Origin of the sequence: Williamsia soli (assembly GCF_017377795.1) — a bacterium.
GTDB classification, from domain to species: Bacteria; Actinomycetota; Actinomycetes; order Mycobacteriales; family Mycobacteriaceae; genus Williamsia; species Williamsia soli.
The window spans coordinates 273,716-291,801 of sequence record NZ_JAFRDR010000006.1; the positions used below are offsets into that span (position 1 = coordinate 273,716).

The 18,086-nt window shown below is 65.1% G+C and carries 17 protein-coding genes; 7 read left to right on the top strand and 10 right to left on the bottom strand.

Annotated elements, in window-relative coordinates:
• The first annotated feature begins 4 nt into the window (after positions 1–4).
• Positions 5–436, top strand: coding sequence for an Rv0880 family HTH-type transcriptional regulator (locus tag J3S28_RS17930; protein ID WP_307797233.1), 432 nt, complete (start codon positions 5–7; stop codon positions 434–436).
• A 77-nt stretch (positions 437–513) separates the two neighbouring features.
• On the opposite strand, the gene J3S28_RS17935 is transcribed toward J3S28_RS17930, so the two are convergent.
• Positions 514–1,740 (bottom strand): GNAT family N-acetyltransferase, encoded by a 1,227-nt coding sequence (locus J3S28_RS17935; protein ID WP_207842067.1) that lies wholly within the window; start codon positions 1,738–1,740, stop codon positions 514–516.
• A gap of 74 nt (positions 1,741–1,814) precedes the next feature.
• Between J3S28_RS17935 and J3S28_RS17940 the strand changes: the two genes are divergently transcribed.
• Positions 1,815–2,651, top strand: a complete 837-nt coding sequence (locus J3S28_RS17940) for a TrmH family RNA methyltransferase (protein ID WP_207842185.1) — start codon at positions 1,815–1,817, stop codon at positions 2,649–2,651.
• Here the strand turns inward: J3S28_RS17940 and J3S28_RS17945 are convergent.
• The 4 genes from J3S28_RS17945 to J3S28_RS17960 form a co-directional block, all read right to left on the bottom strand.
• Complete coding sequence (locus J3S28_RS17945; RefSeq protein WP_207842068.1) at positions 2,648–3,406, bottom strand: DUF6928 family protein; 759 nt, start codon at positions 3,404–3,406, stop codon at positions 2,648–2,650. The two genes, J3S28_RS17940 and J3S28_RS17945, sit on opposite strands and share 4 nt — an antisense overlap.
• Positions 3,407–3,482: 76 nt before the next feature.
• Positions 3,483–4,508: a septation protein SepH gene (gene sepH, locus J3S28_RS17950; protein ID WP_207842069.1), complete on the bottom strand. Its 1,026-nt coding sequence runs from the start codon at positions 4,506–4,508 to the stop codon at positions 3,483–3,485.
• Positions 4,509–4,653: 145 nt separating this feature from the next.
• Positions 4,654–5,787, bottom strand: a complete 1,134-nt coding sequence (gene serC / locus J3S28_RS17955; protein WP_207842070.1) for a phosphoserine transaminase — start codon at positions 5,785–5,787, stop codon at positions 4,654–4,656.
• Positions 5,788–5,884: 97 nt separating this feature from the next.
• The gene (locus J3S28_RS17960; protein WP_207842071.1) at positions 5,885–7,012 is read right to left on the bottom strand and encodes a citrate synthase 2; all 1,128 of its coding nucleotides are present in this window, start codon (positions 7,010–7,012) and stop codon (positions 5,885–5,887) included.
• Between the two features lie 128 nt (positions 7,013–7,140).
• On the opposite strand from J3S28_RS17960, the gene pdxH reads away from it, so the two are divergent.
• Together pdxH and J3S28_RS17970 are read left to right on the top strand one after the other, a co-directional pair.
• Positions 7,141–7,818 (top strand): pyridoxamine 5'-phosphate oxidase, encoded by a 678-nt coding sequence (gene pdxH / locus J3S28_RS17965; RefSeq protein ID WP_207842186.1) that lies wholly within the window; start codon positions 7,141–7,143, stop codon positions 7,816–7,818.
• On the top strand, positions 7,819–9,096 hold the full coding sequence (locus tag J3S28_RS17970) for an MFS transporter (protein ID WP_207842072.1): 1,278 nt from the start codon (positions 7,819–7,821) through the stop codon (positions 9,094–9,096).
• Between the two features lie 60 nt (positions 9,097–9,156).
• Here J3S28_RS17970 and J3S28_RS17975 read toward each other — a convergent pair whose 3' ends face one another.
• The 5 genes from J3S28_RS17975 to J3S28_RS17995 form a co-directional block, all read right to left on the bottom strand.
• Positions 9,157–10,497 (bottom strand): ABC1 kinase family protein, encoded by a 1,341-nt coding sequence (locus J3S28_RS17975; RefSeq protein ID WP_207842073.1) that lies wholly within the window; start codon positions 10,495–10,497, stop codon positions 9,157–9,159.
• A 328-nt stretch (positions 10,498–10,825) separates the two neighbouring features.
• Entirely contained in the window at positions 10,826–11,845 is a 1,020-nt protein-coding gene (locus J3S28_RS17980) for an oxygenase MpaB family protein (RefSeq protein WP_307797235.1), read from the bottom strand.
• An 859-nt stretch (positions 11,846–12,704) separates the two neighbouring features.
• Positions 12,705–12,980 (bottom strand): hypothetical protein, encoded by a 276-nt coding sequence (locus tag J3S28_RS17985; RefSeq protein ID WP_207842075.1) that lies wholly within the window; start codon positions 12,978–12,980, stop codon positions 12,705–12,707.
• Positions 12,981–13,012: 32 nt separating this feature from the next.
• Positions 13,013–14,350: a hypothetical protein gene (locus tag J3S28_RS17990; protein ID WP_207842076.1), complete on the bottom strand. Its 1,338-nt coding sequence runs from the start codon at positions 14,348–14,350 to the stop codon at positions 13,013–13,015.
• Complete coding sequence (locus J3S28_RS17995) at positions 14,347–14,604, bottom strand: hypothetical protein (RefSeq protein ID WP_207842077.1); 258 nt, start codon at positions 14,602–14,604, stop codon at positions 14,347–14,349. Before J3S28_RS17995 ends, J3S28_RS17990 begins: the two co-directional genes overlap by 4 nt.
• Before the next feature lie 171 nt (positions 14,605–14,775).
• On the opposite strand from J3S28_RS17995, the gene J3S28_RS18000 reads away from it, so the two are divergent.
• From J3S28_RS18000 to J3S28_RS18010, 3 genes are all read left to right on the top strand, one after another.
• Positions 14,776–15,708 (top strand): aldose 1-epimerase family protein, encoded by a 933-nt coding sequence (locus J3S28_RS18000; RefSeq protein WP_207842078.1) that lies wholly within the window; start codon positions 14,776–14,778, stop codon positions 15,706–15,708.
• Positions 15,709–15,738: 30 nt separating this feature from the next.
• On the top strand, positions 15,739–16,653 hold the full coding sequence (locus J3S28_RS18005; protein WP_207842079.1) for a carbohydrate kinase family protein: 915 nt from the start codon (positions 15,739–15,741) through the stop codon (positions 16,651–16,653).
• Positions 16,654–16,763: 110 nt separating this feature from the next.
• Complete coding sequence (locus J3S28_RS18010) at positions 16,764–18,086, top strand: citrate synthase (protein ID WP_207842080.1); 1,323 nt, start codon at positions 16,764–16,766, stop codon at positions 18,084–18,086.

Here is an 18,086-nt window from a genome sequence, read left to right on the forward strand (position 1 = left end):
CTGCGTGGACCAGAATGACGAAAAGCTCGCGAGTGACTTGGCGCTGGCCGTGGTCCGACTGACGAGGCATCTGCGGGGCCGCAGAAATGCGTCGCCGGTGTCACTCACGCAACTGTCGGCGTTGTCGACCCTGCGCAGAGAGGGGCCGATGACCCCGGGCGCGATCGCCGCCCGCGAGCGCGTTCAACCCCCGTCGATGACGAGGGTGATCGCCTCACTCGCGGACCTGGGGTTGGTGAAGCGCGATCCCCACCCCACCGATGGCAGGCAGGTGATCGTGACCCTGTCCCCGACGGGTGACGCCGTCGTGGTCGATGAGGCGAATGCTCGTGAAGAATGGCTGCGCGCCCAGCTCAAGCGCCTCGACGACGATCAACTCGCCACTCTGCGCAGTGCCGTCGGCATCATCGAATCGATCGTCGCCGAAAGCGACTGACCACCCCCGCCGATCGTGCCGAAGAAGCCGCTGACCGTGCCGAAGCGGCCGCTGACCGGGCCGAAGCGGCCTGAGAGTCAGAAGAATGTTCCCGCGTACGGCTTGCGGTCGGTGCTGAAGGCCTGATCGACCGCGTGCAGGGTGGGGGCATCGGCCGTCCAGAGACGCTCCGCTGCCGCGAAATCAACCGCCCGGTACCCGCCCAGGTACAGGCTGCCCAGCACCGAGATGTCCATTCGAACGGTCGGGTCGGCGTCGGTTGCGGTCACGGTGGCCCGGCTGTCGGTGATCGACACCGCGAACTTGCCGCCTGACTCGCGGTACGTGTCGGAGACCTCGAGGACGAACTCGGTGTCGTGGCCGTATTCCCGGAGGGTCAGGGCCTTCTCGACGTCGAGGATCCGTAGCCACATGCTGTCGCGGATGGCGGTGACGGCCGGGGCCCGCAGGTCCGTCAACTTCAGTGGCAGCGGGTCGTCCACCGGCGTGGTGGCGGTGATGGCCGGGATCAGGTCGAGTCCGACAAGCACGCGCCACAGGTCTGTGTGTGCCTCATCGGTGACTGCGAAGATCTCGTAAACCTCTGCGATCGAGGTGTTTTCGGTCTCGTGGTGGATTCGGTAGCTCGCGTACCCGTCGGCGTGCAGCAGGTAGTGCAGTCCGCTGCGACCGTTCCGCAGCATCGGCCGGTCGGCGAAGATCATGTTCCACCACACCGGAGCTCGCACGATGGCGCCGGGTCTGGTCGAGACCCACCGGTTGTGCAGCTCGGGTACGCGGTCACGAATCTGATCGGGCTCGCCGAACCGCACCCGTGAATCGGCAGGCGCCGGCGCGCGGAACTCGGCCCGGCGCAGATCAACTCGCCAGGAATGCTCGAATGAGGCGGGGCCGTAACCGAAGCGTTCGTAGATGGTGCCCTCTGAGGCGGTGAGGATGGAGAACACGGACTCCTCCTGCTCCCACTGCTCGAAGAGTTCGGTGATCATCATCCGCAGGATGCCGCGCCTGCGATGGGTCGACGCCACGGACACCCAGGACAGACCGGGCAGACTCGCGCGGTACCCGCCCGGCACCGACATCACCATGCGGTAGAACATCGCGATGCCGACCAGAACCGGACGATCAGGGTCGACGTTGTCGTGGACCACCACGACGTCGCCGTCGTCGACTTTGGAGCGGATGTCGGCCAGCGCCTCGTCGTCGAGCGGTTCGATGAAAGCGAACGCCCGGGCGTCGGCGGTCGCGATGTCCTGCCAGTCCGAATCGATTGCGCGACGAAGAGTCAGGTTGCCGTTGCTCACCCATCCAACTTGTCACACCCGACGTCGGGCAGACTAGCCGGATGCCCGGATCGCAACCTTCCCGCGCCGACGCCCTGCCCGAACTCGCGGTGACCGTGGTCGACATCGACGACCCTGCGGATCCGCGGGTCGACGACTTCCGAGACCTGAACTCCGTCGACCGGCGTCCTGATCTGCCGATCCTGCCCGGCGGCAGCCCCGGGAAGGGGCTGGTGATCGCCGAGGGGGTGCTGGTGGCCGAGCGGATGGTCGCCTCGCGCTTCGCGCCACACGCGTTCCTGGGCGTCGACAAGCGACTGCGCGAACTCGGTCCCACTCTCACCGACCCTTCCTTGGTAGGCGTCCCGTTCTATCGCGCCAGTGCGGCGGTGATGGCCGACATCGTCGGGTTCCATCTCAATCGCGGGGTCCTGGCGGTGGCCCGTCGGCCGGTCCCGCACGAGGTGCTGGACGTGATCGCGACGGCGCGGACGATCGCAGTGCTCGAGGGCGTCAACGACCACGAGAACATCGGCAGCATCTTCCGCAATGCCGCCGGCCTCGGTGTCGACGCGGTGATCTTCGGCGGCGCATGTGCCGATCCGCTGTATCGCCGCTCGGTGCGCGTGTCGATGGGGCATGCGCTGCTCGTCCCGTTCGCCCACGCCGCAGACTGGCCGGCAGACCTGGATATCCTGCGCGACAACAATTTCCGTATCGTCTCCATGACACCGGATGCCGCTGCGGTCCCACTGTCCGACGCGGTGGACGCCGAGCGGGTCGCGTTCATGGTGGGCGCGGAGGGGCCGGGACTTTCCGAGACCGCAATGCGAGCAGGCGATGTGCGGGCGAGGATCCCGATGGCCCGCGGCACCGATTCACTCAACGTCGCGACGGCGGCCGCGCTGGCGTTCTACGAACGAGCGCGTTAGTTTTTGTGGCCGAAGCCGAACCAGCGAGCGACACGTCCGGGGGCGCTGGGCTCTGATTCCTGCGCCGTGTCGACGTTGCTGGTGGGTGCGCCGGGTGTCGAAAGCCCCAGTTCCACATCGGCTTCCGTCGGCTGGTAGCCCTTCGGGCGGATTGCGAAGCCCGAGACGGTGATGGTGGCTGGATCGGTGTCGGAGTCTTCGAGCGGCGTGGTGAAGCGAAATCCCAGCCACTCGCGGATTGCCTGTTCGGCGAACTCCTGAGGGTGGAAGGGAAGGGCCTGTGGATCGGGTTGCGCGCCTTCGGCATACACCAGCGGATGTTCGCCCGACCAGAACGGACCCTCGAAAACGAAGGGCAGGCCGTTGTTTTCGAGGATGTCGACGGGGTTCGCCGAGAACGACCGGCGCAGTTCACCGGCGTCCCAGCGGGCGAAAGCGCCCAGTGATGACTCGGGGTCCGTGTGCAGCATGATCGTCGAATCCGACGGAAGCGCAGCGATCCAGGACTCCGGCAGGGTCGACGGTGTCGTCGAGGCGAGCACGGGGCTCGTCACCACCGTCAGTGCGCCGTAACTTCCGATGAACAGCTGGTCGGTGTCGGGATTCGCGGCATCTGCCAGCGTGGTTTCGCCGATCGGCACCGCGGTCAGATCTGGTAGCAGTGCGGCAGCGATCGCTCCGGCCGTTGCCGGGTCGTGGCGCAGGCCCTGCCTAATCTCCGCTGCCGGATCGCTGGAATTGACGAACCAGAGCATGGATGCTGCTTTCGCTGCCAATGCAAGCCTTTCGTGTGGTCCGACCGATTTTGCGTACCGATCAACTTAACCTGTGTCAGGTGTTGCCACTGCTGCGGACCCCGAGAAGTACGTCCTCCCACGCCGGGACGGACGGTTTCCGGTTGCCGCGACCGCGTTTGCGGGACGGGGGTGACTTCTCGTCGTGGACCGACGCTTCGCCGGTATCGTCCGCCGGCGCAGACTCTTCTGCGGACTCCACGTCCACCTCCACCTCGACCTCAGGCTCGGGTGGGGTCGGGCGAGGATCCGGCCTGGGCGCAGTACGACGGGCCTGGGCATCGGTCACCGTGTCGGCGTCGACGGTCACGGCCTCGGTGCCGTCGGACTTCACCGTCAGCCGCGCTGAGCGCGAGACGGGGGAGATCGGTGCCACCTGGGAGGCCTGCGGAGGGGTGTAATCGAACGCCAGCTCCGGATGGTCGGAGTCATCGTTGTCGACCGGCAGCGGTGCGACCGGCTGAACGCTGCGCAATGGTCTGCTGATGTCCGGATCGATGAGCTCATCGGCGACCTCGTCGATCGCCTCGACGGTGCCCGAGTTGGAACCCGGCACATACCGCCAGTGCGCCCGGTTCACGGACCGCCCGACGCGCCAGCTGACCTGGACCACCCATCGATTGTCCTCGGCCTTCCAGGCATCCCAATCGGTGTCGTCGGGGTTGTGTCCTCGCGCCCCGAGTGCGGCCGACACGACTTCGGACAGCGTCGAGAGCGCGGGACCGTCGTAGCGCAGCGGATGGGCGGCGGCGGCGAGCTCGGCGGCGCGGGCACGCTCGAGCAGCACGGGGTGAGCGAATCGTTCGATCCGATCCATACCGACGCCTGCCGCCGCTGCGACCTGGGCTACCGAGGCGCCTGCCCGGATGCGTGACTGGATCTCGCGGGGCCGCAATGTGCTTTCCATCTCGATCTCTATCTGACCCATGCGTGTCAGGTCGCCGCGTGCAGCGGCTCGCAATGTGTCGTCAGCAGGGATACGGAACTTCTCGCCCGACTCGGTGTCCTGACAGATCACCTTTTTGCCGTCCGGCTCCAGGCCGATGACTCGAAGCTCACGCATCTGCTCCTCCTTCACGTCTCGGAGCCAGCCTCTACATTTGCGTCGGTCTGCATTAGCGTCAGCGTAATGCAGTGTAGTGAAATCGCCTGCCGTGACACGCGGAAAAATGCCAGCTCAGCAGGGGTCTCCGCAGCCCGACCGACGGCTACAGCGCGCCGACCACGTAGTCGATGCTCGCGGTGAGCTTGCTGATGTCCTCGGGTTCGATGGCCGGGAACATGCCGATGCGCAGCTGATTGCGGCCGAGCTTGCGGTACGGCTCGGTATCGACCACTCCGTTGGCGCGCAACACTTTCGCGACAGCAGCGGCGTCCACGTCGTCGTTGAAGTCGATGGTTCCCACGACCTGGCTGCGGTAGGCGGGGTCGGTGACGAACGGCGTTGCGTACTCGCTCTTCTCGGCCCAGGTGTAGAGCCGTGAGCTGCTGTCGGCGGTGCGCGAGGTGCACCAGTCGAGTCCGCCCTGGCCGTTCATCCACTCGAGCTGGTTCGCCAGCAGCAGCAGGGACGCGACAGCCGGCGTGTTGTACGTCTGGTTCTTGCTGGAGTTGTCGACCGCAGTGGGCAGTGAGAGGAACTCGGGGCACCAGCGATCGGACTTGCCAATGGTTTCGATGCGCTCGAGCGCGGCCGGGCTCATCAGCGCAATCCAGAGGCCGCCGTCGGAAGCGAAGCTCTTCTGGGGCGCGAAGTAGTAGACGTCGGCGTCGGCGACGTTGACCGGCAGGCCACCCGCTCCGGACGTCGCATCGATGGCGATCAGTGCGTCACCTGCGAGCTCGGGCCTGCTCACGGGTACGGCCACGCCCGTCGAGGTCTCGTTGTGGGCCCAGCCGACGAGGTCGACGCCGTCGAACTGGTCGGCGCCGATGGTCGAGACCGACGGGGCGGTGCCGGGCTCGGTGGAGATCACGACCGGATCGTCGAGGAAGGGGGCCTTTTTGGCGACGGTGGCGAACTTGTTCGAGAACTCGCCGTAGGTGAGGTTGAGCGAACGCTTCGAGATCAGGCCGAACGCGGCGGCATCCCAGAAGGCGGTGGTGCCGCCGTTGGAGAGGACGACCTCGTACCCGTCGGGCAGGGAGAACAGATCGGCCAGGCCGCTGCGGATCGCGCCGACGACGTTCTTGACCGGTGCCTGCCGGTGACTCGTTCCGAAGACCGAGGCGCCGGTGTCGACGAGAGACTGCAGCTGCTCGGGGCGGACTTTCGACGGGCCACAACCAAACCGGCCGTCGGAGGGCAGAAGGTCGGCCGGAATGGTTATCGATTCACTCATGGGTCCAGTCTTCCAGACCGCCCCCGTACCCCCATAATGTGCCCTTTTGGCGAACAAAACCCCTGGTGATGGCCGCCAGAAGGGCACATTTCCGGATTTACTTCGGGGCGATGGTGTCCCAGCCCTCGACGTCCTCGGGGCGACGGGGAGCCGCGCCGACGTACAGCGCCGCGGGACGGACCAGCTTGCCCAGGCGCTTTTGCTCCATGATGTGGGCGCACCAGCCGGCGGTGCGGCCACAGGTGAACATCGCGGGCATCATGTGCGGCGGCACCTCGGCGAAGTCGAGGATGACCGCGGCCCAGAACTCGACGTTGGTCTCGATGGCGCGGTCGGGACGACGCTCGCGCAGTTCGGTCAGAGCGGCCTGCTCGAGCGCCGCAGCGACCTCGTACCGGGGTGCATTCAGCTCCTGTGCGGTGCGGCGCAGCACCCGGGCGCGGGGGTCCTCGGCGCGGTAGACGCGGTGTCCGAACCCCATGAGCTTTTCCTTGCGGTCGAGGATGCCCTTGACCAAGGCCCGCGCGTCGCCGGTGTTCTCGACTTCTTCGATCATCGGGAGCACACGGGCCGGGGCGCCGCCGTGCAGCGGCCCTGACATGGCGCCGATCGCCCCGGACAGGGACGCCGCGACGTCGGCGCCGGTGGAGGCGATGACACGGGCGGTGAAGGTGGAGGCGTTCATGCCGTGTTCGGCGGCGCTGACCCAGTAGGCGTCGATGGCCCGGATGTGCGCGGGGTCGGGCTCGCCCTTCCATCGGGTCATGAATCGTGCTGTGACGGTGTCACATTCGTCGATCGTCGCCTGGGGCACTGCGGGACGGTGGATGCCTCGAGCCGACTGGGCGACGTAGGACAGGGCCATCACCGAGGCGCGAGCCAGGTTGTTGCGGGCGGTGGTGTCGTCGATGTCGAGGAGCGGCTGGTAGCCCCAGATCGGCGCGAGCATCGCCAGGCCGGCCTGCACGTCGACGCGGACGTCACCGGTGTGGATGGGGAGTGGGAACGGCTCTGCCGGCGGCAATCCGTCACCGAACTTGCCATCGACGAGCAGCGCCCACACATCGGAGAAGGTGACCTGGTTCTCGACGAGGTCTTCGATGTCGACGCCCCGGTACCGAAGGTTGCCGCCGTTCTTGTCCGGTTCGGCGATCTGGGTCGTGAAGGCGGTGACACCCTCGAGGCCCTCGACGAAACCTTCGGGTATTTCCACGTTGACTGCCATCGAACCGGACTCCTCTTGCCATGTGCGCCATTGCCGTACTTGTTAGGACTGTAGTGGGCCGAAGAGTTTCCGGTTACCCGGGAGTAGCGTTATTTGCCGTGGATAGCGAACCAATCGATTTGGCGAACATGCGGGTGTCCTACGCGGTAAGCGGCGGCGACGATGCCGCGGGCAAGGATGGGGTGAAAGGGAACCTCGATCCGAGCTGGCTGGCCGGTGATCCGCCCTGGACAGCACTGTTCTCTCAGTGGCTGCACGAGGCCATCGATGCCGGTGTCGCCGAACCCAACGCGATGGTGCTCGGCACCGTCGATGCCGATGGTCATCCGTCGACCCGGACGGTCCTGTGCAAAGGCGCCGACGCGGCGGGCGTTGTTTTCTTCACCGGCTACGACTCCGACAAGGGTGCCCATCTCGCGGCAGTCCCGTATGCGTCGGTGACGTTCCCGTGGATCGCGATGGAACGGCAGGTGCATTTCCGTGGAGCCGTCGAGGTGATCCCTGCCGAGCAGACCGAGAACTACTGGGTCAAACGCCCGCGCGGTTCGCAGCTGAGTGCATATTCGTCCGCGCAGTCCGAGCCGATCGAGTCTCGCCAGGCTCTGGAGGACAAGGCTGCCCGGACCGCTGCCGAATTCGGTGGCCCCGACGGTGATCAACCGGTGCCGGTGCCGCCGCGCTGGGGCGGATATCGGCTCGTGCCGACCGAGGTCGAGTTCTGGCAGGGCCGGGCGAACCGCTTGCACAATCGGGTTCGCGCCACCCTGGTCGACGGCCGGTGGTCCGCAGTGCGACTGCAGCCGTAGGTGGCCCGCCGCTTCCTCGCCGACACCACTCCGCTCGCGCAGCCGGATTTCCGGCGGCTGTGGTGGGCGAACATCGTCACCGTCATCGGCGCGCAACTCACCGTCGTCGCGGTCCCGGCGCAGATCTATCAACTCACCGGAAGCTCCGCGTACGTCGGATTGACGGGTCTGTTCGGCCTGGTCCCGCTGGTGGTGTTCGGACTCTGGGGCGGCGCCCTGGCCGACGCGATGGATCGCCGCATCCTGCTCATCATCACGACCATCGGCCTGATCGGTACCAGCGCACTGTTTTTCGTGCAGTCGTTCCTCGGGTTCGGCAACGCCTGGCTGATCCTGTGTCTGTTCGCGGTCCAGCAGGCATTTTTCGCCGTCAATCAGCCGACCCGCACCGCGATCCTCCCGAAGTTGTTGCCGGTGGCGCAGTTACCCGCCGCGAACTCACTGAACATGACGGTGATGCAGGCCGGCGCCATCGCCGGGCCGCTGGTGGGCGGTGCGATGATCCCCATCCTCGGTTATTCGCTCCTCTACTTCGTCGACGCACTGTTCTTGTTCGCGACGATGTGGGCCGTCATACGGCTGCCGTCGCTGCGGCCGGGTGATGGACTCACCAAGGCGCAGACTCCCGGACTCAAATCCGTGATCGACGGATTCCGCTATCTCGCCGGGCACAAGGTCCTGATGGCGTCCTTCCTGGTGGACCTCATAGCGATGATCTTCGGCATGCCGCGGGCATTGTTCCCGCAGATGGCTCATGAGAGTTTCGGCGGTCCCGACGGCGGTGGTGTCGCGTTCGCGCTGTTGTTCTCCGCGATCGCCATCGGGTCGGTGATCGGCGGTGTCTTCTCCGGGTGGGTCTCCCGCGTCGAACGGCAGGGTCGCGCCGTCATCATCTGCATCCTGATCTGGGGCGTGGCCATCATCGGGGTCGGCGTCAGTGTCGGATTCGCCGGTGGCACGGCACTTCCCATGCTGCCGGTCGCGGTCACCCTGTTGATGATCGGCGGAGCCGCGGACATGGCCTCGGCGGCTTTCCGCCAGTCGATGCTGCAGGCCGCGGCGAGCGACGAGGTCCGCGGCCGCTTGCAGGGCGTCTTCATCGTGGTGGTGGCCGGCGGACCCCGGATCGCCGACGTCGCTCATGGCGCCGCAGCGGCCTCGGTGGGTACTGCAGTGGCGACCGCGGGCGGCGGTGTTCTCGTCGTCATCGGCACCGTGATCGCAGCCCTCGCGATCCCGGCGTTCGTCCGCTACCGCATCACCCGCGACCCCCGATAATGGGTCGTTTTGGCGAACAAACCCGCAGGTCGGCTCCGCCAAAAGGACCCATTTCCGGGGTTACCGGGCGGCGGTGGTGCGGGCCCGGCTCGAGTCTTTGAGGAGTCCGGCGGTGTAGCCGACGACCATCGGATCCGACATCGCCTTCCAGCGCGGGGCCAGCAGCTTCATGTACCGCTCGACGTACAGCAACTGCTTGCCGACGAGGACGAGCTCGCGGGGGAGCCGGGCGTCGTAGGTCTTGGCCATCGCGGCCAGCTGCCTGCCGAGGTTCGCGTAGGACATGTCGCCGAGCTCGGTGCCGCCGATCGGCGCCGCGACCCTGCGCAGGTCCTTGGCGGTCTCCCGAACGGTTCCGGGCTTGCCGAACGTGCCCATGGAGGCCAGTGCCTGGCCGGCGGCTTCGTAGTCGCTGCGCATCATGTTGCCGAGCAGCGAACGCACGATCATCCGGGTCTCATCGTCGAAGCGGCCGACGATGCCCCAGTCCAGGAACACAATTCGACCCTGCGCGTCGACCAACACGTTCCCGGCATGAAGGTCGCCGTGGAAGATGCCGTCGGTGAACGCGGACTCGAGCAACGACATCAGCAGGGTCTTGACGATCGCGGCAGGGTCGTGACCCGCTCGGCGGATGGCCTTGACGTCGTCGATGCGTACGGCGTCGACGTATTCGAGGGTGAGCACCTTCTCGGTTGTGTAGTCCCAATACACCTGCGGGACACGAACCTTGTCGGCGAAACGCGAGCCGGAGATGGCGCTCGTCCACTCCTCCATGGTCGCGGCCTCGGTGCGGAAGTCGAGCTCGGAATTGAGGTTTGCCGTGAAGTCCTCGATGACGGCCTTGGCGCTGAGCATGCGACCGTACGACGAGAACTCCGCGATGGCGGCCGTCCGCTGCAGGATTTGCAGGTCGGCAGCAAGCCTGGACTTGATGCCGGGACGCTGGATCTTGACGACGACGGACTCGCCGGTCAGGAGAGTGGCGGTGTGGACCTGGGAGATCGACGCCGACGCGATCGGCTCGGGATCGAACTCGGCGAAGATCTCGTCGGGGTCGCTGCCGAGCTGGGCCGTCAGCAATGCCCGGACCTCGGTGGGGTCGGCGGCCGGCACCCGGTCGAGGAGCGTGCGGAACTCATCGGAGAGGACCTTGGGGAACACCCCGGGACTCGACGCGATGAGCTGCCCCAGTTTGACGTAGGTCGGGCCGAGCGCTGCGAACGTGTTGCGAGTCTCCCCGGCGCCCTTGGAGGCCAGGTCACCCGCTCCGGGCACGCGAGCGGCGAAGCGGGCTCCACCGCACACGGCTTGCCACGCGGTGGCCCCGATGCGGGCCGCCTCGGTGGTGAGCGACACCTTCTGCAGGGTCAGGGGTGCTTTCTCGGTCGTGATCGTCATAGGTCCTCCGCATGCGACTTCTTGCCTGGGTCGGCCCTGGTGGGGCCACAGTTACTCGACTGCCGGAATGCTCCGGGTGAGTTTAGGGCATTCGGCCGATATCGCCAGGTCGATCAGTATCCGCAGACCGCAGTTGTTACCGCGCTGCGCTGTTCTCGTACTGATAAGGAGTCGAAAACGCAGGCCACGATGTTAACGCGCCACGCCGACAAATGCCTGTGTTGTCGCTAACACTATGCGAGAAAACTGCGCATGCCGCCCACCCGTTTCGCGCCTCCCAGCCGCAATTGCTGGTGGTTCGTACAAAAACGGGTGGGGGATGCGGCGATCAATGTGCGACGGGACATTCCCCGGTCTCGTTGGCCTGCCAGGGCAGATTCGCCCGCCGGGCTGTGGTGACCGGGCAATAGTGCATCGATCCGCCGCGCACCGCCTCGGGCGGCAGGTTGCGGGTCGGCGTCTCGAGCAGTGGTGCGTCGACGGGCACCGTGCCGGCGAGGCGATCCCACGCGTCGCGGCAGCGCGGATGTTTCCGGTATCGCTCGGGCAGTGCGTGCATGAACATGTTGACGGCCTTGCCGAACCGCCGGAATCGGCGTTCGTCCGCATCCGACCACGTGAAGCCCATCATCTCGCGGACGGCCGGGTGATACAGCCCGACGGTCAGCCAGGTGAAGAACTTCTCGGTCGGCTTGACCATCACCTTCCACACGGGCCTGGGCAGGCGCGCCATCCATGGCGGCGGCGGTAGCTCGGAGATGTCGAGCACGGTTCGCACGGCAGGATGATCTTCGAGCACGTTGCGGCACATGTGGTCCCAGTACTCGAGGAACTCCTCGTAGGTGTCGGGGCAGGGCCGGGTGCTCACGCCGTACATCGAATACCAGATCCGCGATTCCTCGAAGAGCTCCCGCTTTTCGGCCTCGGTGATCGGCGGTCCGAACACCTCCGCGCACCGGATGTTGCCGTACCAGAACGTGGCGTGAGCCCAGTAGAAGACGTCGGGATCGAGGGCGTGATAGCGGCTGCCGTCGGGCATCGCGCCCTTGATCTCGCGGTGATAATCGCGGACCTCGCGGCCGGTGTCGGTGGTGCCGTCGAAGACGACCCCGATGATCGGGTACAGCGAGCGGTTGAGGCGTTGCCAGCGTTCGCCGAAGAAGTCCGAGTGCTCCCAGACCGCGGCACCCAGCTTCGGGTGCATGTTCTGCATCGATCCGGACCAGAGGCCTATCAACATGCCGTGCCAGCCCCCGAAGAACTTCCAGGTCACCGAATCCGGTCCCAGGGGTGCGGGTTCGGCCGGACTCGGCTGCGAGATCTGTTCGGATTCGTGGACGTCGGTCACGGGCGGCACCTTCCATCGACAAGCTGTCTGAGACGAAACTCTAGATCCGTCTCAACCCGATTGTCAACGATCGCGAAGTCAGTGGGAGCTGAATCGAACCCAGCGCAGCCGGACGCCAGGTCGCCGTCCCCGTGGTGTCCCAGCTGCCGGTCGCCGGTCGATGCGGACGCCGATGCGATCGGACTCGTGGTTCACTCGCCACGTGCTGGTGTAGAGGGCGCGCGGTTTGCTGACTCGGTCGACCCGGGGCCGGGGGAGAGGCGTGCAAGGTCACAGGGGCGTCGGGGGTGGGCATCTCCCCCGGAGCATGGGTCGCGGACGGCCATGGTCCGGCGAGGCCTCCGACCGCCAGTTTATCGGCGGCCTGCAGTGTCGGCGGGCCGAGTCTGGACAGTCGGTCGGCCGAGCGCGAACCCAGCACACCGGTGCGACGTCGATGCCACCGAGGATCGCCAGTTAGATGCGTAGTCCCGCCAGGGGCGGCGGAACTTCGAGTTCGGCGCGTAGTAGCGCACTACCGCCTCGATGGTCGCTTTGTCGCTAGCGGACCCGACTCGGTCGTGAAGTCGATGCAGCAACGCATCTCCCGCTGGCAGCTCACGCATCGCCGTTCACCTCGTTGCCGCTCACGCTAGCGGTCGTCAGGCTGCGTAGATCAGCAAGGCTACGACCAGGATCGGGAATAACAGCAATACACCGCACGAAACCTGTGCCGGCCGTGGCTTTCGTGCGTTCAACCCAACCAGCGCCGCGAAGAATGCCAACCAGATAACGGGGGTGACGAAATATCCAACTGTCCCGATCACAAGCCCCAGGACGATTCCAGGCTGCGTCCACGGGCCGAAATGTGCTCGGTCGCTCATCCCCATCCGAACAACGAGTTGGCGGCCGGAATGGCTGCAATCAAAACGACGGCGAAGCAGGCGCCGTGGACGACGGCGAGCAGCCCGTTCATGCGAAAACGTCGAACCACGAAGAGAATCGCAGCGTCGGCCACACCGGCTACGACGACTACTGAAATGGGGTGATGCAGGCCTTCGAAGGAGGGATGATGCCGCGAGTACCGTGCCCCGATGCCGATGGCGACCCCTGCCACCACGATGGTCGTGAGGTTGGATATCAGCCATCCGGACATTCGCACCCGTCGCCCGACTTTGTGTCTCATTGTTATTGCACAACAATTGTCTGCGGTGGATCCGACGGCGCCCCCGAGGTCGTTCCGTCCACTCGTAAATGGGGAACAACCGCTCGACTTCCCGGACCGGCCTTGTTTTCGAACAGTTCGTCGAATCCCTCCGGTCTTTCTCCGACGATGTGATAGCTTCCGAGTTCCAGAAGCGGACCATGTTGACTTTTATTGTCGGCGTCATCGGTGAGCAGCGTTGGTACGCCTTCGCGTTCTGAGTATGCCTCCGCAGACGGGTAGTCGCCGATGTTGCCGTAAAGGGCGGGGCCGTCCGGACCCGGTGTCACGATGACCTTCCCTCGTACGATTCGATCGACTACCTCCGATCCGGGAGGAGCGAAAGCGTTCTCCGCTCTGTAGTCGACCATCACGGTCCCATCGGGCAGCTGCCAGGTTTTTGCGGATGGAGCCTCGACCCTTACCTGTCCGTCACTTTGGATTGACGGATTCTGTCGTGTGATCACGATTCCGTTTTCGTAGTCGATGTAAACGGTCGCTCGAGTGTTTTCGGGACCGAAGTTCTTGTCGAACCCTCGGTCGTCACCGAGATCCCCGTCCGGGATGTTGAATACCATTTCGTTGGGGATGAATAGACCCAACTTGACTGTTCCCTGTCCGGGCACCGGCTGAATTTTCGAGACGACGACCTCTGATCTGACTCCTTTGGAGTCGGGTTTGTAAGCCGTTGTGTTCAGCATCGCGGCGGTTCGCCAGTCGGTCTCGGTCACTGGATCCCGGTGAAAGGTCTTTCGGAAAGCATCGCGATCGGTTTGATCTCGGTTGGATTCGTATACGGCAACCTGGCCTGTGGCACCCAGAATGGCGGCCGCGAGGTCTCCGTCCGCATCGTCAGCGGCTCTGAGGATGGAATCGATGTCTGCTTGCAATCTCTCGATCTGCTGCGCCTTGTGGGCGGTGTAGCGCTCGATAGCTCGCAGAGTCCACCCGTCCGTTGTGGGCCTCTTGGACGTGTCCTCTGAAACGACACCGTCGTCGGCGATGAGTAGAGATTCGTGACGGGCAGTCGCCCTTGCGCCATCCAGTCTGAGTTTTACGGATTCGACCTCTGACTCGACATTGTTGACCGCTCGCCGGATCTGTACCGATTGGGCCATCAAATCCCCGACGTCGACACGGGTCCTGCCGAGCGAATTCTCGGCGGCCAATGCAGCTGCCCCACCCCATCCTTCAAGTCGTCCGACATCCTTCAGGGTGTCGTCCAGGCGAACGCATTCGTCCCGGATTCGCGTGCACCGATCGAATACCTCTTCAATTGATTCGATTTCCCACGAGTCAATCTGAGACAACGTGATTGTCACGCGGGGCGGCTCGAATGGATCGTGGCTGCTTCGTCGTCGTCGACTCTTTCAAAAGCCCTTCGCGCGTCCGAAACGGAAGCTCCGAGATAATCAATTCTCTGAGTGATCGATGCCACTGATGCATCCCAGCTCACACCGAGGGCTTTCATCGCTCCCCGCGACCGCCCCGGCCAGCAACTGATGGCCTCGGCGATGCCGTCGCTATTCTGACGGATGCCGGTTTGCGCTACCTCGGCTGCCGTCTGCAGGCTCACTGACGCGCTGTGGAGTGCCCGATTGTCTGCTCGCAGTTCTTGTGCCACCCAATACCCCCCCGGGATTTGCTTGCATGGATGGCGGAAGACTAACAGAGTGCCGCAGTCGGCCTGATGCAAGGCAAGTGGCGAATGCTACAGCCTCAGATCTTTGCCCGCTAGACTGCACCGGTGGCCGGTCACAGCATCGAAGCGAATGGATACAGCGCACAGATCGCGAGCACGGGTGCCGGCCTGAGGGCGGTGCGGTGGGGCGATCGGCTGCTCACCGAGACCTGGGAGATCGAGCCGGGGGTCAAGCCCCCGCTGTCCTGTGGACTGGTCCTCGCGCCGTGGCCCAATCGCACCGGCGACGGTCGCTACACCTACGACGGCCAGAGCTATGAACTGCCGATCACCGAAGCCGCCCGCAACAATGCCAACCACGGTTTCGTTCGGATGGTCGACTGGAACGTTCTCGACACCACCGGGTCCTCGGTCACGCTGGGGATCGCGGTCGGGCAACATCCGGGCTGGCCATTCGATCTGCAGCTGACCGTCACATACTCGCTGGACGCCGGCGGGCTGACGGTCACGCACACCGCCACGAACTCCGGGAGACAAAGAGCTCCATACGCCCTGGGGCAGCACACATTCGTGCGACTCGGTGATGTCCCCGCCGACGATTGCGAGCTGCAACTGGCGGCACGCAAGTATCAGCCCCTCGACCCCGAGCGTCAGCTGCCTGACGGTCCCCCGGTCGACGCGGCGGGCACCGACTTCGATTTCTCCAGACCTCAACCGGTCTCGGGGCATTGGCTCGACACTCCGTTCACCGATATGGCGGACGTGGCGGGCTTCATCACGCATCGACTGATCGGTCCGGACGGGGACGCGACGGAGCTGTGGACCGACCTCAATTTTCCATGGGTGCAGGCTTTTACCGCCGATCCCGCGCATGACCAGCCGTATCCGGGTCGTGGCCGCGCGGTGGCCATCGAGCCGATGACGGCGCCGCCGAACGCCCTCGCGAGCGGCACCGATCTGATCGAACTGGAACCGGGTCAGATCTGGACGGGGCGGTGGGGTTTGCGCTACCGCGGCGCAGGGGACAATTTCCGATGACCGGGAGCGACTGACTGGAATGGGTGCGCGGTGAAGGAAATCGTTGTCTGCGGGGAAGGACTGGTCGACCTGGTGCCCGCGGGCGCAGGCCCGCTCAGCCCGTTGGTCCCCGCGCTCGGTGGTGGGCCGTTCAACGTGGCCATCACCCTGGGGCGTCTCGGCTCTGCGGTGTCCCTGATCTCGCGGTTGTCGAACGATCCGTACGGTGACGCGCTCGCCCATGCGCTCCGGGCGGCAGGGGTGAATCTGTCTCTGCTGCAGCGGGGTTCCGAGTCCACCACCCTCGCCCTGACGAGTATCGCCGAGGACGGGTCCGCCCAGTACAGCTTCTACCTCGAGAACACCGCCGACCGCCTCGTCGTGGACCCGGGTGAGTTGCCCCGCACGGTCGGTGCGCTGGCTTTCGGCACCTTGTCGATGGTGCTCGAGCCCGGCGCGAGCGTCTACGAGGCACTGCTGCACCGCAGTCACGCCGAGGGCCGGTTGACCCTGCTCGACCCCAACATCCGCGCGGGTGTCATCGACGACCCCGACGCGTATCGGACCCGGTTCGCTTCTTGGTTGCCCTCCCTGGACATCCTCAAGGTCTCCGACGATGACGCGGAGTGGCTCACCCCGGGCGGCGACGGGCCGGAGCAGTGGGTCGAGGCGGGGGTCGGTGCAGTGCTGATCACTCGCGGAGCCGAGGGTCTGAGCGTCCTCACCGAGAGGTTCTCGGTCGAGGTTCCTGCGCCCGCCGCCACCGTCGTCGACACCATCGGCGCCGGGGACACGATTTGTGGTGCGCTGCTCCACTGGCTCGATACGCACCGGCTGCTGGAGCCGCGCTCAGTTCGGCAGATGTCGCAAAGTGACTGGTCGGAGGCCATGGGTTTCGCGGCCACCGCCGCGGCGGTGACCGTCTCGCGGCCCGGGGCAGACCCTCCATGGGCGGGCGAGCTTTAAACCGACTAGGTTGTTAGGCGGATCGCGCGACCAGTTCGGGCGACCCCGGAGGTCAAACACCTGCACCGGTTCACGAGACCGGTGCAGCCCGTCGAAAAGGGGAGGACCAAGTGTCCGCCGAAACAGTGTCTGCCAATGGAAACGCAACGGAGGCCAACGCCTCGTTCGTGTATCCCGGTGGAGAGATCAAGCTTCCCATCGTCAAGGCGACCGAGGGTAGCGACGGCGTCGGATTGGGCAAGTTCCTTGCCGAGACCGGACTGACCACATTCGATGGCGGATTCGTCAACACCGCGTCGACCAAGTCGGCGATCACCTACATCGACGGTGATGCCGGCATCCTGCGTTACCGGGGCTACCCGATCGAGCAACTCGCCAAGGGCTCGAGCTTCCTCGAGGTGAGCTACCTACTCATCAACGGTGAACTGCCGACCCCATCCGAGCTCGCCGAGTTCACGGACAAGATCCAGCGCCACACGCTGTTGCACGAAGATCTCAAACGGTTCTTCGACGGATTCCCTCGCAACGCACACCCCATGCCGGTACTCTCCAGCGCGGTCAATGCGCTGAGTGCCTACTACCAGGACTCGCTGGATCCGAAAGACCCCGAGCAGGTCGAGCTCTCGACGATCCGCCTGCTGGCGAAGCTGCCGACGATCGCTGCGTACGCGTACAAGAAGTCGGTCGGGCAGCCGTTCCTCTACCCGGACAACTCGCTCAACCTCGTCGAGAACTTCCTCCGCATGACCTTCGGCTTCCCGGCAGAGCCCTATGTCGTCAATCCCGACGTGGTCAAAGCCCTCGACATGCTGTTCATCCTGCATGCCGACCACGAGCAGAACTGCTCGACCTCGACTGTGCGCCTGGTGGGCTCGTCGCAGGCCAACCTGTTCACGTCGATCTCCGGCGGCATCAACGCACTCTGGGGCCCGCTACACGGTGGCGCCAACCAGGCCGTGCTCGAGATGCTCGACGAGATCAAGGCCTCCGGTGGCGACACCAAGGAGTTCATGAACAAGGTCAAGAACAAGGAAGACGGTGTGAAGCTCATGGGCTTCGGACACCGCGTATACAAGAACTACGACCCGCGCGCTGCGATCGTCAAAGAGACTGCCGACCAGATCCTCGAACTCCTCGGAGTCAACGATGACCTGCTCGACATCGCCAAGGGGCTCGAGGAAGTGGCCCTGTCCGACGACTACTTCATCTCTCGCAAGCTGTACCCGAATGTGGACTTCTACACGGGCTTGATCTACCGTGCGATGGGCTTCCCGACCCGGATGTTCACTGTGCTGTTCGCTCTGGGCCGGCTGCCCGGTTGGATCGCGCACTGGCGTGAGATGAACACCGACCCGACCGGAAAGATCGGCCGTCCGCGGCAGATCTACACCGGCTACACCGAACGCGACTACCTGAATATGGATCAACGCTGA

Coding starts and splice junctions, on each gene's coding strand:
- serC (WP_207842070.1), bottom strand. CDS start 5,787: ATGAGTGAATCGATAACCATTCCGGCCGACCTTCTGCCCTCCGACGGC.
- pdxH (WP_207842186.1), top strand. CDS start 7,141: ATGCGGGTGTCCTACGCGGTAAGCGGCGGCGACGATGCCGCGGGCAAG.
- J3S28_RS17985 (WP_207842075.1), bottom strand. CDS start 12,980: ATGTCCGGATGGCTGATATCCAACCTCACGACCATCGTGGTGGCAGGG.
- J3S28_RS17945 (WP_207842068.1), bottom strand. CDS start 3,406: ATGCTCTGGTTCGTCAATTCCAGCGATCCGGCAGCGGAGATTAGGCAG.
- J3S28_RS17960 (WP_207842071.1), bottom strand. CDS start 7,012: ATGGCAGTCAACGTGGAAATACCCGAAGGTTTCGTCGAGGGCCTCGAG.
- sepH (WP_207842069.1), bottom strand. CDS start 4,508: ATGCGTGAGCTTCGAGTCATCGGCCTGGAGCCGGACGGCAAAAAGGTG.
- J3S28_RS17975 (WP_207842073.1), bottom strand. CDS start 10,497: ATGACGATCACGACCGAGAAAGCACCCCTGACCCTGCAGAAGGTGTCG.